12 protein-coding genes are annotated in these 14580 nt (G+C 65.3%); 8 read left to right on the forward strand and 4 right to left on the reverse strand.

Annotation, left to right across the window (positions count from 1 at the left end; translation table 11 throughout):
* Nucleotides 1-6: 6 nt before the first annotated feature.
* The 3 genes from AC5RWT_RS03165 to AC5RWT_RS03175 all read left to right on the forward strand — a co-directional run bounded on the left by AC5RWT_RS03165 (nucleotide 7) and on the right by AC5RWT_RS03175 (nucleotide 3707).
* Entirely contained in the window at nucleotides 7-237 is a 231-nt protein-coding gene (locus AC5RWT_RS03165; RefSeq protein WP_494079101.1) for a hypothetical protein, read from the forward strand.
* Nucleotides 238-473: 236 nt separating this feature from the next.
* A complete protein-coding gene (gene nhaA / locus AC5RWT_RS03170) occupies nucleotides 474-1823 on the forward strand; it encodes a Na+/H+ antiporter NhaA (protein WP_494044678.1) in 1350 nt (449 codons plus the stop codon).
* Nucleotides 1824-1991: 168 nt separating this feature from the next.
* Nucleotides 1992-3707 carry a sensor histidine kinase gene (locus AC5RWT_RS03175; RefSeq protein WP_494079102.1) on the forward strand — a complete coding sequence of 572 codons (1716 nt, stop codon included), beginning with the start codon at nucleotides 1992-1994 and terminating at the stop codon, nucleotides 3705-3707.
* Between the two features lie 39 nt (nucleotides 3708-3746).
* On the opposite strand, the gene AC5RWT_RS03180 is transcribed toward AC5RWT_RS03175, so the two are convergent.
* Complete coding sequence (locus AC5RWT_RS03180) at nucleotides 3747-5267, reverse strand: M20/M25/M40 family metallo-hydrolase (protein ID WP_494079103.1); 1521 nt, start codon at nucleotides 5265-5267, stop codon at nucleotides 3747-3749.
* A gap of 211 nt (nucleotides 5268-5478) precedes the next feature.
* Between AC5RWT_RS03180 and AC5RWT_RS03185 the strand changes: the two genes are divergently transcribed.
* The 3 genes from AC5RWT_RS03185 (at nucleotide 5479) to AC5RWT_RS03195 (ending at nucleotide 9505) form a co-directional block, all read left to right on the forward strand.
* A complete protein-coding gene (locus AC5RWT_RS03185; protein WP_494079104.1) occupies nucleotides 5479-5931 on the forward strand; it encodes a VanZ family protein in 453 nt (150 codons plus the stop codon).
* A 42-nt stretch (nucleotides 5932-5973) separates the two neighbouring features.
* On the forward strand, nucleotides 5974-7287 hold the full coding sequence (locus AC5RWT_RS03190; protein WP_494079105.1) for a UDP-glucose dehydrogenase family protein: 1314 nt from the start codon (nucleotides 5974-5976) through the stop codon (nucleotides 7285-7287).
* A gap of 184 nt (nucleotides 7288-7471) precedes the next feature.
* A complete protein-coding gene (locus AC5RWT_RS03195) occupies nucleotides 7472-9505 on the forward strand; it encodes a M1 family aminopeptidase (RefSeq protein WP_494079106.1) in 2034 nt (677 codons plus the stop codon).
* Nucleotides 9506-9646: 141 nt separating this feature from the next.
* On the opposite strand, the gene AC5RWT_RS03200 is transcribed toward AC5RWT_RS03195, so the two are convergent.
* Nucleotides 9647-9913 carry an SHOCT domain-containing protein gene (locus tag AC5RWT_RS03200; RefSeq protein ID WP_494079107.1) on the reverse strand — a complete coding sequence of 89 codons (267 nt, stop codon included), beginning with the start codon at nucleotides 9911-9913 and terminating at the stop codon, nucleotides 9647-9649.
* Nucleotides 9914-10224: 311 nt separating this feature from the next.
* Here AC5RWT_RS03200 and AC5RWT_RS03205 point away from each other — a divergent pair, with 311 nt between their 5' ends.
* Entirely contained in the window at nucleotides 10225-10566 is a 342-nt protein-coding gene (locus AC5RWT_RS03205) for a hypothetical protein (protein WP_494079108.1), read from the forward strand.
* Nucleotides 10567-10569: 3 nt separating this feature from the next.
* Here AC5RWT_RS03205 and AC5RWT_RS03210 read toward each other — a convergent pair whose 3' ends face one another.
* On the reverse strand, nucleotides 10570-10986 hold the full coding sequence (locus AC5RWT_RS03210; RefSeq protein WP_494044671.1) for a MarR family winged helix-turn-helix transcriptional regulator: 417 nt from the start codon (nucleotides 10984-10986) through the stop codon (nucleotides 10570-10572).
* 94 nt (nucleotides 10987-11080) lie between these two features.
* Here AC5RWT_RS03210 and AC5RWT_RS03215 point away from each other — a divergent pair, with 94 nt between their 5' ends.
* On the forward strand, nucleotides 11081-12886 hold the full coding sequence (locus AC5RWT_RS03215; RefSeq protein ID WP_494079109.1) for an ABC transporter ATP-binding protein: 1806 nt from the start codon (nucleotides 11081-11083) through the stop codon (nucleotides 12884-12886).
* Nucleotides 12887-12898: 12 nt separating this feature from the next.
* On the opposite strand, the gene AC5RWT_RS03220 is transcribed toward AC5RWT_RS03215, so the two are convergent.
* Nucleotides 12899-14580, reverse strand: a 1682-nt coding sequence (locus AC5RWT_RS03220; RefSeq protein WP_494079110.1) for a DEAD/DEAH box helicase, incomplete at its 5' end; no start/stop codon positions are given.

A 14580-nucleotide genomic window follows, 5' to 3' on the forward strand; every position in this document is an offset into this window, starting at 1 on the left:
CACCCCATGGCAGCCCATCCCAAGCAGCGCACCCATTCGGGCGAGGGACACTTGGTCAGCAATCTCGTCACCTTCGTGGTCATCATGCTGATCTTTTTCGGTTCCCTGTACGCCTTCAGCCTGGAATCGGTCATCGGCCCCATCCCGGCGTTCGCCATCGGACTGGGCCTGTTCACGCTGGCCTTCTTCATTCCCAAGCAAATCATCGGGCGTTCCGACACCCACCACAACGCCTGAGGGAACACGCAGGCTTTCCCGGGCGCGCAGCCAAGGGCACGGCAGGTTCTGCCCCTTGGCTGCGCGCCCGGGCGTGTTTAATCACGACGGCGGCGGCCTCCTCGCGGTCCCGTGAGAGCGGGTGCCCACCGCCTCACGGGCCTACGGGCGTGTAAACTGGCACACGGTGTGACGGGAAGTCTGGTCGTCGAGTCATTGAACGAGCCCTCAGGGCGACCGACCGTCAGGAGCCATACATGGCCACTCCCCCACCTCCCGGCCAGAAGACCATCCTGGGCCGAGGCAGCTATCCCGAATTCCTCCGGATCAACGAGCTGCTGCGCAAGGAAACGGTCGGCGGGATCCTGTTGCTGGTCGCCACCGTCGCCGCACTCATCTGGGCCAACTCGCCCGCAGCCGAGAGCTATTTCGCCATCCGCGACTTCGAGGTGGGCATTGAGGCCCTGCACCTGAACCTCAGCATCGGACACTGGGCTTCAGACGGTTTGCTGGCGATCTTCTTCTTCCTGACCGGCCTGGAACTCAAGCGCGAGTTCGTCGCGGGCGACCTCCGCTCCCCCGCCCGCGCCATCGTCCCCATCGCCGCGGCCTTCGGCGGCGTCGCGGTGCCCGCCCTGATCTTCGTCATTGTGAACCTGGGCGCTGGTCCGGAGGCCTTGCGCGGCTGGGCCATCCCGACGGCAACCGACATCGCCTTCGCCGTCGCCGTCCTCGCCGTGATCAGCTCGCATCTGCCCAGCGCACTGCGAATTTTTATCCTGACCCTGGCCGTGATGGACGATCTGATCGCCATCGCCATCATCGCGTTCTTCTACTCCGCAGACGTGCAGGTACCGTACCTGCTGTGGATGTTGCTCCCGCTGGGCGCCTTCGCGTTCCTGTCCCATCAGTTTCCCAAGTTCTTCGCCCAACACCACCTGGCCGCCTGGGTCATTCTCCTTCCGCTCGGCATCGTCACCTGGGCACTGATGCACTCCTCCGGCGTGCACGCGACAGTCGCCGGGGTGCTGCTCGGTTTCATGGTCCCGGTGCTGCGCAGCAAGAAGAACGGCGGCCCGGACGCCGGCCCCGGGCTGGCCGAGCAACTGGAACACCGCTTCCGGCCGCTCTCCACCGGGTTCGCGGTGCCGGTTTTCGCGTTCTTCGCGGCCGGTGTGGCCCTCGGCGGTTGGGAAGGCATCAGCCGCACCTTCACCGACTCCGTGGCCATCGGCATTGCCGCGGCGCTGGTGATCGGCAAGCCGCTGGGCATCATGCTCACCACCTGGGTGCTGACAAAGTCCACCAAGGCCAGCCTGGATCCGTCACTGAAGTGGATCGATGTGCTTGGCGTTGCGGTGCTGGCCGGCGTCGGCTTCACCGTGTCGCTGCTGGTCAATGACCTGAGCTTCACGCTCGGCTCCGAGCACCACGACCACGCGAAGGTGGCCGTCCTGGCCGGTTCCCTGGTCTCCGCCCTGCTGGCTGCCGTCCTGCTGCGCGCCCGCAACCGGCACTACCGCCAGGTCGAGGAACTGGAAACCGCGGACACCGACCACGACGGCGTGCCGGATGTGTATCAGCAGGACCCGCGCGCGACCAGTTGATCCGGGGTTGGCGCCGGCGCCGCCTCGCGCCGCCTCTGCGACCCGCGTCACACACCGTACGGTTCCGCTGTGCGCAGCCGCGCCCGTGCCATACTGAACCAGTTATGGCCAGCCCGGGCCCCGCAACGTAGCCGGCAGGTGGGCTGCCGGAGTAGGGGATCTTCGAGCATGTCTGCCGCATCAAGCCCGCTGTTGTCATTGCTGACCGGCCGCCAGCAGTTCCATGAGCTGTCCCTGCGCGCACGCGTGGTCCTGAGCCATCTGCCGCTCTGCCTGTCCGTGGCGCTGACCGCGGTGCTGGCTGCGGTCTTTTTCCCGGACCTGCTGTCCAACCCGCACTTCATCGGCGGTCTCGTCGGCATCGGCGTCTTGTGGGTCCTGAGTGCCGTCGTCCCGTGGGACCGGCTGCCCTATCCCTCCTACTGGGTTATCCCGCTGCTGGATTTCGTCGCCATCGGGTTCCTCCGTCAGGGCAGCGGGACGGAGCTCTCCGGTATTAGCCTGCTGGCCGTCTTCCCGGTTTTCTGGATGGCATGGTCGGAGATAGCTCCCGCCGCCGCGCGTCTGATCAGTTTCGTTGCGCCGCTGCTGATCATTTGGATTCCGGTGTTCGCCGGACCGGATCCGGTGACGCCTGAAGCTTTGGTCGCTCCGGTCCTAATCCCGATTGTGACCTTGACGGTGTCCATCACCGCGTCCGTTTTCGCCCTGAGCTCGACGGCTCAACAGCAAAAGCTGGCTCACAAAGACCGCGAGCTAAGGGCCTTGCTGGAAGACAGCAAGGTCCACGTTCGCCGGCTGGATACCGTCCTGAACGCCGTTGCCGTGGGCGTCCTCGTCACCGATGCCCACGGCAAGGACATCCTCAGCAACGTGCAACAGCAGCGGGACCGCTCGGTCGCCATGCCCCAGGGAATCGAGAATCCGGACGAGGCCGACCTGCTGGTCTTCGAAGCCGACAGGGTCACTCCCTTCGCTTTGGAGGACCGGCCCATCCGCCGTGCCGTGCGCGGGGAGACATTTTCGGACGTCTTGGTGTGGATCGGTGCCGGTGAGGGCCAGCGGGCCATGTTGTGCACGGCGCGGCCCATGCAGGACGATGCCGGCCGGTTCGACGGAACCGTCATGGCTTTCAGCGATGTCACCGACCTCGTCAACGCACTGACGGTCAAGGAAGAGTTCGTCTCCAGCGTCACGCACGAGCTTCGCACGCCCCTGACCTCGATCATGGGCTATTTGGACCTCGCCCTCGAGGACGCCGACCAGCTGCCGCAACACGTCAGCCACTCCCTCACCATTGCCATGCGCAATTCCGAGCGCCTGCTCCAACTGGTGGAAGACCTGCTTTTCACGGCGGCGGGGACGCTGAGCGTAGAACCGCGCAGCACCGCATTGGCTGACGTTGTGGCCGGCAGCGTGGCTTCGGCCATGCCGAGGGCGGAACAGGCAGGCGTGGAGTTCGTGATCGACGCCGCCGAGGGGCTGGTGGCCGAGGTCGATCCCACCAGGATGGGCCAAGTCCTGGACAACTTGCTCTCCAACGCCATCAAGTATTCGCCCGACGGCGGCCGGGTCACCGTCCGTAGCTTCGAAGACGACGGCGCAGCCGTGCTGGAAGTCAGCGACACCGGGAAGGGCATGTCGGAAGCCGACCAGGCAGAAGTCTTCACCAAGTTCTTCCGGACCAGTTCGGTTCGGCAAGCTGCCATCCCCGGGCTGGGGCTGGGGTTGGCGATCAGCAAATCGATCGCCGAGGCGCACGGCGGCACGCTGACCTTTAGCAGCGTGCTCGGAGCCGGCACCACGTTCCGGGTTTCCATCCCGCAGCACGGCGCTCAGGGAGGCCGTCCGGAGACGGCCTCCCTGAGCCGGTTGCCGGCATAAACCGCTGGTGCCGGCAACCGGCCGGATGACGCCTGCCCCTTAACGAATGGCCTGGTGGCCCTTGAACAGCATCTTGGCGCTGTCGGCTCCCTTGCCATTGCCCTTTGCGGTGCCGTTGATCGCCGAGGTGGTCTCCGCGAAGGTCAGCGTGGCATGCGCAATCGCATCGGCCATCTGTTCGAGAACAACGGGGTCCACGTTGTCCACCGTGTCGCACGCCGCGTGGTAGCAGGGATCAAAGGGGGCGTCGGCCATGCCTCCGAAGATGGCTGCTTGTCCGTCGCTCTTGATCCCCTCAGCACCGGTGAACAAGCCTCCGGCGGGGATGCCGTTGTCGATGAAGGCGAGGTAGTCCGAGCGGCCGTCGAAGGCTGTCGGCTCCGTGGCCAGTCCCTGCGAGGCGAAGTAGTCCTCGAAGATGTGCTCAACGTTCGCAGACCCGTTCGGCCCGGCCATCCCGAACGCACCGCCGTCGCCGTCGTAGACGAAGCGGACGGCGTTGGGCGAGCCGACCATGTCGAAGTTCAGGTTCAGCGCATGCTGCTTGATCTCCTTCTTCGTCAGCTGGGAAACGTAGTACTCGGAACCAAGCAGACCGTCCTCTTCAGCGCCCCAGAAGGCGAACCGCACCCGGTTTCGTGGCTCGTCGCCGCTGGCCGCGATCTGGAGCGCAGTTTCCAGAATCGCCGCGCTGCCGGAGCCATTGTCATTGATGCCCGGGCCTTCGGAGACCGAATCCATGTGGGCGCCGACCACAACCGTGCGGTCCGCACGTCCGGCCGTGTCGGCCAGAATGTTGAACGTCTCCGTCTGGACAATTTCGGCGTCCACCGCGATCCGCATCTCCAGGCCGACCGTGCCGGCCAGTTCGTCCCCCAGATCGAAGCTGGTGCTCACCGCCGGGATGGCCTGGGGTGTGCCCAGCGTGCCGGCGAACAGTTCGAGCCGGTCCGGTGCGCCCCCGTTTCCTTGGTTGAAAAGCACCACGCCCACGGCGCCCGCGCCCGCAGCATTCGACACCTTCGTGGCGAAGTCGCAGGTGCCCCGCTGGATCAACGCGATGTTTCCGGCGGGGAAGCCGGCAAAGTCGGTAGCCTCACAACCGCTGGTGGACGCCCTGTCCCCCGCCAGGTTGATATCCACGGCTGTCACCGGTGCGGTGACGTCACCGGATCCTGAGTAATCCATGCCCAGGAAGTCCTCTGCCGCCGCATACACGGTGGGCGTCGGGGCCATCTGCTCGAAGTCCGCGCTGTTGAGCACGAAGCGTTCGTAGGAGAACGTCTGGCGCACCGGCGTGTATCCGGCCGCCGACAGCTGCGCTTCGATGTACTGGGCCGTTGCCTCGTACCCGGGGGTACCCGCAGCCCGGTTGCCGCCATTGGCATCGGCCACGTCCTGCAGAGCCTGCAGATGGTTGAAGATGTTCTCGGCGGTGACGGCATCTCGCAGGGCGCTGGTATTCGTCCCGTTGTCGGCCTGGGCTGGCAGCCCAATACCGAATGCCAAAGCGGTGGCGGCGGTGATGGCCGCTCCGCGCCTGAAACGGTGTGTTTTCACGCTGGTTCCTCCATAGGGTGCGATGAAGGACCCCGCTATCCCCGTAGCAGGATCCTGCCCGGAAGCTACATGAAGCAAGTGTTTTGCAATAGAGCTGGCAGCTGATTCGGTGCTGAAACGAACAAAAAACAATCTAAAGGCCTTCACCGATAGCATGGTGGCCGGTTGTCTGCCCTGTTCCGGCCCGTCCACCCCGTGCGAAAGGACCCCCATGCGGCTCAGCACCACGCCGGCGCGCGGCCGCATCCTCACCGCCGCCTTGCTGGCCGCCTACATCTTGGGTGTCGCCCTTGTTGTCCTCTGGCCCACCCCGGTGGATGGGGCTGCGCACGGCTTAATCCAGCACATCCTGTCTGCGCTGCATCGCGCAGGAGTCCCGGACTGGTTCGACTACAACCTGATCGAATCCGGGGCCAACGTCGTGATGTTTATCCCCCTCGGTTTGCTGACCGCCCTGTTGCTGCCGTCCGGATGGCGCTGGCTCACGCCGGCAGGAGCGTTGCTGTTTTCCGGCGCCATCGAATATTGCCAGCAGTCGTTTTTGCCCGGCCGCTACGCCTCCTTGCAGGATGTCTGGGTGAACACATTGGGTGCGGCGCTAGGCACGGTACTCGCCTATGCCTGGCTGGAGCGCCGGCGCAACCGGCGCCCGGTAACGCGATAAAGTCGAACTAGTCTCTCTCACCGCACAGACCAAAGGACCAGTATGCGTATTTCCGTCATCGGCTGTGGCTATCTGGGGGCCGTTCACGCTGCCGCCATGGCCAAGCTCGGCCACGATGTCGTCGGCATCGACGTTGACGAGCGCAAGATCGCCGAGCTTCAGGCCGGCCGCGCCCCGTTCTTCGAGCCGGGGCTGCCGGAACTGCTCACCGAGGTCCAAAAGACCGGACGCTTGACCTTCAGCACGGACATGGCCGACGCCGCCGGCGCTGTGGTGCACTTCGTCTGTGTGGGCACACCCCAGCGCAAGGGCGAGAACGCCGCAGACCTGCGCTACGTCGACGCTGCCTTCACATCCCTGGCGGCACACCTGAACCCCGGTGACGTGATGGTCGGGAAGTCCACCGTGCCGGTGGGCACGGCTGCACGGTTGGCCGATGAAGTCCGGGAGATCGCTCCCGAGGCAGTACTGGCGTGGAACCCGGAGTTCCTGCGGGAGGGCCACGCGGTGAAGGACACCCTGACACCCGACCGGTTCGTGTACGGCGTCCCTTCAGGACCCGCAGGCGAAGCAGCCACTGCCGCCTTGGACGAGGTTTACGCGGTGCCGCTCGCGCAAGGGACCCCCCGGCTGGTGATGGACTATGCAACGGCAGAGCTGGTCAAGACGGCTGCTAATTCCTTCCTGGCCACCAAGATTTCCTTCATCAATGCCATGGCCGAGGTGTGCGACGCCGCCGGCGCCGACGTGACTGCCCTCGCCGACGCCATCGGCATGGACGAGCGAATTGGCCGCAAGTTCCTCAACGCCGGCGTCGGGTTCGGCGGCGGTTGCCTGCCAAAGGACATCCGCGCCTTTATGGCCCGGGCGGGTGAACTGGGCGCAGATCAGGCGTTGACCTTCCTGCGCGAGGTGGACGCCATCAACATGCGCCGCCGCACGCGGGTGGTGGAACTGACCCGGGAGCTGTGCGGCGGGTCGCTGATCGGCAAACGCATCACCGTGCTGGGTGCCGCGTTCAAGCCGGAGTCCGACGACGTGCGGGATTCCCCTGCCCTGTCCGTAGCCGCCCAGCTGCAATTACAGGGCGCCACCGTCACGGTCACCGATCCCGAGGCCCTGGCCAACGCCGTGCAGCGCTTCCCGGAGCTCAGCTACGAACCGGATACGAAGACGGCGATAGCCCGCGCCCACGCTTTGGTCCTGCTAACCGAGTGGAAGGAATACCGCGAGCTGGATCCCGTGGCCGTCGGAAACCAGGTTGATGAGAAGAACGTCCTGGACGGACGCAACGTCTTGGACCCGGTCTCTTGGCGCCAGGCCGGCTGGACCTACAAGGGCATCGGCCGCCCGTAGCGTTTTTCCAAGTTTCGCGTTCCACAATGGACCCGTGCAGCCAGGCTGCACGGGTCCATTGCCGCATCCGTTGACAGTGGCCCCAAACAAGAGCATGTTAGGTGGATGGCCAGCGCCAACACCGCCGACCCTAGCCAAGTGCGGGTCCGGTCCCGATGCGCCGGCCGATGGGGGGGAAATCTGGATGTCACGGCGCAGTAGGCTTCTGGCCGCGGGTGTTGCCGTAGGTTTCACCTGCCTGCTGTTGCCCGCCGCTCCGGCCGCGGCTGCGCCGAACCCGGGCCAGCCCTACTTTGAACCCGGGTCTGCCAGCATCGGCGACCCCTACTTTCCGGACGCCGGCAACACGGGTTACGACGCGGCTCATTATCAGCTGGATCTGCTCTATGATCCGCCCACCGATCAGCTCAGTGCCAACGCCACGATGACTGCGCGCGCTACTCAGGATCTGGCCAGCTTCAGCCTGGACCTGGACGGACTGACCGTCCATTCCGTCAGCGTTGACGGGCTGGGGGCACGCTTCGAGCATGAGGGCGCCAAGCTTGTCGTCACTCCTGCCCGTGGCGTACCTGACGGACGGACCTTCACCGTGGTGGTGGAGTATTCCGGTATTCCCCGCGCTCTGTCCCTGCCCGGTCCTGCCGGATTTATCCACACCGACGACGGGGCCATCGTCACGGGCCACCCGAAGAGCGCCCCGACGTGGTTTCCGGTCAACAACCACCCCGGCGACCCTGCCAGCTTCGGATTCAACATCTCGGTTCCGGACGGATGGCAGGCCGTAGCCAACGGCTTGCCAGGCGGAACCAGCCGTACGCCCGGCCGCACGGTGTACATGTGGGAGGCTGAAGAGCCGCTCTCGCCGCATCTGGCGACCATCGCCGTCGGGCATTTCAACCTGGCCGAATACACCAAGGGCGGCATTAGTTACGTGGACGCCATGGATCCGGCGTTGAAGAAGACGGTCATTCCGCGCAATGGTGATGGCCTGGCCTGGTCGCAAAGCGACGACGCCAGCTACAAGCGCCTCACCCGGACTGTCAGCGTGCCGGACGCCGGCGCGGAGTTCTCTTTTTGGATGCTGCGCGACACGGAGCCCGGCTGGGACTACGCCTTCGTCGAGGCCCGCACGCCCGGCGAAGACAACTGGACCACGTTGAAGGACAACACCGGATTCGCGGAGAACGGCACCGGAAATTCGTGCCCGGCCTGGCATCAGGTGCATCCCTTCCTGAAGCATTACCAAGACGACGACGGCGGTGGCTCCTGTTCCGCGAAGGGGTCCAGCGGGCAGTGGTGGGCAGCCACCGGCACGAGCGACGGCTGGGAGCACTGGGAGTTCGACCTAGCCGACTATGCCGGCAAGGACGTGGAACTCTCCATCACCTACACCAGCGACATCACCGGGCAGAACGACGGCGTCTTCGTCGAGGACGTCAAAGTGACCGGGAGCGACGGCTCCACGTCTTTCGACAGCGACGGTGACCGGTGGGACGGTTGGAGCCCTCGGGGCGCGCCGGAGGGCAGCCGAGCCAACGACAACGAGTGGACCGCCGGCAGCAGCACGCCCCCGTCCCAGGGTTACAAGATCCAACAGTCGCTGGACAAGCAGCCGAAGATGATCAAGTTCCTCTCCTCCGTGTTCGGCAGATATCCACTGGCCAGTGCCGGTGGCATCGTCGACAACGTCGAGGACCTCGGTTTCGCTCTGGAGACCCAGGCCCGGCCGGTCTACCCGATGGATTACTTCTACAGCGAGGCCAGCGGCGACTCATTTATTGTCCGGCAACTCGCTCTCCAGTGGCTCGGCAGCCAGCTGCCCGTGCATCGGTGGCAGGACAGCTGGCTCAACCAGGGCTTGGCAACCTACGCCCAATGGCTCTGGGCCGAGAATCAAGAACCCGGAAGCGCGCAGGACAGTTTCAATTTTTACGCGGGCATCGACGCTGCCGACCCGTTCTGGAAGTTCAAGTTGTCCGACCCCGGGCCGGACAACCTGTTCTCGATCAGTCTGCAGACCCGTTCGGCCATGGCCCTGCACGCTGTGCGGACCGAGGTCGGCGACAAGAACTTCTCCAAGATCGTCAGGCAGTGGGTCAAGGACGGTTCAGGCTCCCCCAAGGAATTCCGGAAGCGGGCGGAGGAGGTTTCGGGAAAGGACCTGTCCGGCATCTTTAAGGCATTTGTGTCGACGCCGGGCAAACCAGGAGCTCTCTGACGGGCGGGCCGCGGCGGGCATCGCAGCGCGAGCTCTGGAACTGCGCTCTCTGCGGGCAAAGGGCATCAAGGTGTCGGCTCTTCCCCCATCGCAGGCGTCGATACGTCCGCAGAGGTAAGTGCCGGCGCCGCCTCCGGGCGGCTAACCGTCCTCGCCCAGGACCCGCAGGCCCTCACGGTAGGCTTCAGCGGTCAGCTCGCCCCGGGCAAATCGCTGGTCCAGAATCTGCCGTGCCGTGCTGCGGCCGTGCGGTCTTTCCATCCTGCCGGCTGCAGAGGCCACCGCCACCGCATCTTCCACGCTCCCCGGGCGCAGCCCCATAAACGCCCTGATCACGAGGATGGCCAACATTGCCACGATGGCCAAGAGCAGGAGGCCGAACAGCCACGCCAAGCCCATATCTACCATGATGAAGCACCCCTTCGATCACGACGGAACGATGGCTCTATAGTCCGTTCCCTTAGCGTCAGGATACGCGTCGGCCCCGGGAACATACAGGGCATATCCACCACCAGAGGATTCCGCCTGCCCCCGCGTGCGACCTCCAATAGCCGTAGACGGTAAATGATGCGGCATTGAGATGTTTTGCACCCATGGCTTCCCCGGATTCCACCCTCTGCGGACATAGGATGGCTGTAAGCATCTCCCGTGTAGATTACCGGGCCGTTGTGCTGTCCAACCTTTCCTGAACTCCGGTTGCCCGGTTGAAAGTCGAGTTGATGAGTCCCACTGCCGACGGCACGCCCTTCCCGCGCCGCCGCGACGTCCGCTCCGGCGCCGCAGAACCAGCCCCGCCCACCGGAATGATCCCGGTGGTCCCGCTGGTCTCCGCACCATCCGGCACCCCCTTGCCTGCACGCCGCGAACTGCGCACCGGCCTCATCCAGGTGGTTCCGCCCGCCGCCGGCCAGGCCGGCGGCACAACCCGCTATGTCCGCACGGAGGCTCAGCCCGCACCGAGCGCCAAACGGCGCAAGGGCCGCGGGACCGCATGGGCGGTGTGCACCGTCGTCGTGCTTGCCGCTACGGCCGCCGCATTCTGGTTCCTGTTCGTCCGCTAGGCATTAGCCTTCGGCCGCTATCAGCTTGCCCAGCAGCGAGGAGAGTTCGGAGCGCTCCGCTGCGGACAGGGCGCCAAAGTATTCTTCCGCATGTTTCACTTGGACTTTCCGGATGGCCTGTCCAATCTCCCGCCCTGCCTCAGTGAGGACAACCACCGTGGCCCGGCGGTCTGTCGGATCAGGCTCACGCACGCACCAGCCGCGCTCCTGCAAGCCATCGACAATATCGGTGGCCGACCGTGGTGCTATCCGCAGCCGCTCGGAGAGTTCGCCCAGCCGCAACGAGCCATGATGGCGGAGCATCCTCAGCGCACGGGCCTGTGACGGAGCCACACCCAACGGCGACATCCCCTGCCACGTGGCCTTCCTCAGTTGGCGCGACACGGCCCAGAATGCATCGAGTAGATTGTCATCAGCCACGGGAATAGGCTATCAAGTTTACCTGTTGTAGCCTCATAGTGAGGTAACCTCAGCAATACGGGCCGTGTTTGCAGGCCCACCATCATGAATCGAGGTGGTTCCGACGGAAACATTCGGAACGAACCCCGGCCGCGGCCCCGTGAAGGAACCGACGGCTGCAGAAAAAGAACAGGCACGGCACGTTCCGCTCAAGCGGATTGTGGCCCTTTTCCGTCCCTACCGGGGACAGTTGGCTTGGGTCACGGCCATCATCGTTGCTTCCTCGGCAGCCGCCATGGCCTCGCCGTTCCTGCTGCGTGCCGTCATCGACACGGCACTGCCCCAGCAGCAGTTGCCGCTGCTGGCCTTGCTGACCGCAGGCATGCTGGCCGTCGCTGCCGTCACCGCCCTGTTCGGCGTCCTGCAGACCTGGATTGCCACCAAGGTGGGCCAACATGTGATGCACAGCCTGCGGACGGACGTCTTCTCCCACTTGCAGCGCCAGTCCGTTGGCTTCTTCACCCGAACACGCAGCGGCGAAATCCAGTCCCGCATCACCCAGGATATCGGCGGCATGCAGTCCGTGGTCACGTCCACCGCCACCGGAATCGCCACCAACCTGACCACCGTCGTCGCCACCGCCGTAGCCATGGCGGCCCTGTCCTGGCAGCTGTCGCTGATCTCGCTGCTGGTGATGCCGCCGGCAGTGGTGCTGACCCGCAGGGTGGCCAAAGTGCGGCGGGAGTTGACCGCCCGCCGCCAGCGGGAACTGGCTGATATGAACGTGACCATCGAAGAGTCGCTCTCGGTCAGCGGAATCCAGCTGAGCAAGACCCTGGGCACCGGAAACGACCTCGCGGCCCGCTTCTCTGCGTCATCCGAGCGGCTGACCGATCTGGAACTGCGTTCGGAATTGGCCGGGCGCTGGCGGATGGCCACCATGAGCATCATCTTCGCCGCGGTACCCGCCGTCATCTACTTCGCCGCCGGACTGCCCGGGGCCGCGGGAAACATCAGCATCGGCACCGTGGTGGCCTTCAGCGCGCTGCAAGGCGGGCTTTTCCGCCCTTTGCTGGGACTGTTGAATGTCACCATCACCGTCACCAGTTCGCTGGCGCTCTTCGCGCGGATTTTCGAGTATCTGGACCTGCCGGTGGAGATCACCGAGTCGGCCTCGCCGACTCCGGTGGACCCCACCAATGTAGCGGGGCATGTCCGCTTCGAGGACGTCAGCTTCAGCTACCCGGACAGCGAAACATCGGCCCTCCGGCACGTGAACCTGGCCGTCCCTGCCGGTTCCACCTTGGCTCTGGTGGGTCCGACCGGTTCGGGAAAGAGCAGCCTGGCCGCCTTGGTGGCCCGCCTGCATGATCCGACGGCGGGGCGCATCACCATCGACGGCGTGGACCTCCGCTCCATGCGCCTGGCCGATCTGGCACGCATCGTGGGCGTGGTCAGCCAGGACACCTACCTGCTGCACACCACGGTGCGCGGCAACCTGCGCTACGCCAAGCCGGACGCCAGCGATGCCGAAATCGAGCAGGCCGCGCGGGACGCCCAGATCCACGACCACATCGTGGCGCTGCCGGACGGGTACGACACCATCGTCGGCTCGCGCGGGCACCGGTTCTCCGGCGGCGAGAAGCAACGCATTGCCATTGCCCGCACGCTGTTGCGCAATCCCCCGGTGCTGGTGCTGGACGAAGCGACCAGTGCCCTGGACACCCAAACCGAGCATGCCGTGCAGCAGGCGTTCGACCGACTGGCTGCCGGCCGGACCACCATCACCATCGCCCACCGGCTTTCCACCGTCCGCAGTGCGGACCAAATCGCCGTTCTGGAGGCGGGGCGCATCGTTGAACGCGGCACCCACGAAACACTGCTCGACGCTGACGGGCGGTATGCGGCTTTGGCTGCCTAGCAGGCAGCGCCGCTACTCGGTGAACACCGCGTCGATCACGCCCTGCGCCCACTCCAGGATCTGCCGGTCGGCCAAGTCCCTGCCGCCGATCCTGGCGGTCTTGGGCTTGGGGATCAGGATAAAGTCCAGCGCGGGTTTCACCTGCGACCCCGGATACATCCGGGTCAGCCGCATCACCTTGGACTCCGGTAGTGCCGCCGGCGCGAACTTGATGAAGTTGCCCTGCACCGCCACATCCGTCAGCCCGGCCGCACGGGCCCGGACCCGGAAACGTGCCACGGCGACGAGATTCTGCACCGGCTCCGGCAGCTCGCCGTAACGATCGGTGAGCTCGGCAACCACTTCCTCGATGGCTTCATCGGTTGCCGCCTGCGCCAGCTTCCGGTAGGCCTCCAGCCGCAGGCGCTCCCCCGGCACGTAGTCGTGTGGCAGGTGGGCGTTGACCGGCAGCTCGATCTTCATGTCGGCCACCTTTTGCTCGGTCTCGCCGCGGAAGTCCGCCACGGCCTCGCCGACCAGCCGGATGTACAGATCGAAACCGACGCCTGCAATATGCCCGGACTGTTCGCCGCCGAGCAGATTTCCTGCGCCGCGGATTTCCAGGTCCTTCAGCGCCAGCTGCATGCCGGCACCCAGTTCGTTGTGCGCCGCCACCGCCTTGAGCCGCTCCAGCGCCACTTCGCCGAGGGGTTTCTCGGCGTCGAACAGGAAGTACGCGTACGCCCGCTCGCGGCCGCGGCCCACCCGGCCGCGCAACTGGTGCAGTTGGGATAGCCCGTACCGGTCCGCACGGTCAACAATTAGCGTGTTGGCGTTGGAGATGTCCAGCCCGGTTTCGATGATGGTGGTGCAGACCAGGACGTCGAACCGCTTTTCCCAGAAATCGACGATGATCTGTTCCAGCCGCGACTCGCTCATCTGCCCGTGCGCCACTTCCACCCGCGCCTCGGGGACCAGTTCCCGAATCCGCGCCGCCTGCCGCTCGATGGACGAGACCCGGTTGTGCACGAAGAAGACCTGTCCCTCGCGCATCAGCTCGCGCCGGATCGCCGCCGTCGTCTGCTGGTCCGTGTACGGGCCGACGTACGTCAGCACCGGGTGGCGCTCCTCCGGCGGCGTCGCCAGCGTGGACGTCTCGCGGATCCCGGTCAGCGACATCTCCAGGGTCCGCGGGATCGGCGTCGCGGACATGGCCAGCACGTCCACGTTGGTGCGCATCTTCTTCAGCGACTCTTTGTGTTCGACGCCGAACCGCTGTTCCTCGTCCACGATGACCAGGCCCAGGTCCTTGAACTGGACCTCCTTGGAGAGCAGCCGGTGCGTCCCGATGACCACGTCGATGCTGCCGTTCTTGATGCCTTCCATGGTGTCCTTGGCTTCCTTGGACGTTTGAAAGCGGGACAACGCCTTGACCCTGACTGGGAACCCGGAGAAGCGTTCGCTGAAGGTCTCGAAGTGCTGCTGGGACAGCAGCGTGGTCGGCACCAGGACCGCCGCCTGCTTGCCGTCCTGGACCGCCTTGAAGGCGGCGCGCACCGCAATCTCGGTCTTGCCGTAGCCCACGTCGCCGGAGACCAGGCGGTCCATCGGAACCTCTCGCTCCATGTCCGCCTTGACCTCGTTGATGGTGGTCAGCTGGTCCGGGGTCTCGATGTACGGGAACGCTTCTTCCAGCTCCCGCTGCCACGGGGTGT

It is taken from the genome of Arthrobacter sp. Dra40 (assembly GCF_059091905.1).

What these genes read in the sequence shown, in the direction of transcription:
- AC5RWT_RS03165 (WP_494079101.1), top strand. Translation starts at nt 7, where the DNA reads ATGGCAGCCCATCCCAAGCAGCGCACCCATTCGGGCGAGGGACACTTG.
- nhaA (WP_494044678.1), top strand. Translation starts at nt 474, where the DNA reads ATGGCCACTCCCCCACCTCCCGGCCAGAAGACCATCCTGGGCCGAGGC.
- AC5RWT_RS03175 (WP_494079102.1), top strand. Translation starts at nt 1,992, where the DNA reads ATGTCTGCCGCATCAAGCCCGCTGTTGTCATTGCTGACCGGCCGCCAG.
- AC5RWT_RS03185 (WP_494079104.1), top strand. Translation starts at nt 5,479, where the DNA reads ATGCGGCTCAGCACCACGCCGGCGCGCGGCCGCATCCTCACCGCCGCC.
- AC5RWT_RS03190 (WP_494079105.1), top strand. Translation starts at nt 5,974, where the DNA reads ATGCGTATTTCCGTCATCGGCTGTGGCTATCTGGGGGCCGTTCACGCT.
- AC5RWT_RS03195 (WP_494079106.1), top strand. Translation starts at nt 7,472, where the DNA reads ATGTCACGGCGCAGTAGGCTTCTGGCCGCGGGTGTTGCCGTAGGTTTC.
- AC5RWT_RS03200 (WP_494079107.1), bottom strand. Translation starts at nt 9,913, where the DNA reads ATGGTAGATATGGGCTTGGCGTGGCTGTTCGGCCTCCTGCTCTTGGCC.
- AC5RWT_RS03205 (WP_494079108.1), top strand. Translation starts at nt 10,225, where the DNA reads ATGAGTCCCACTGCCGACGGCACGCCCTTCCCGCGCCGCCGCGACGTC.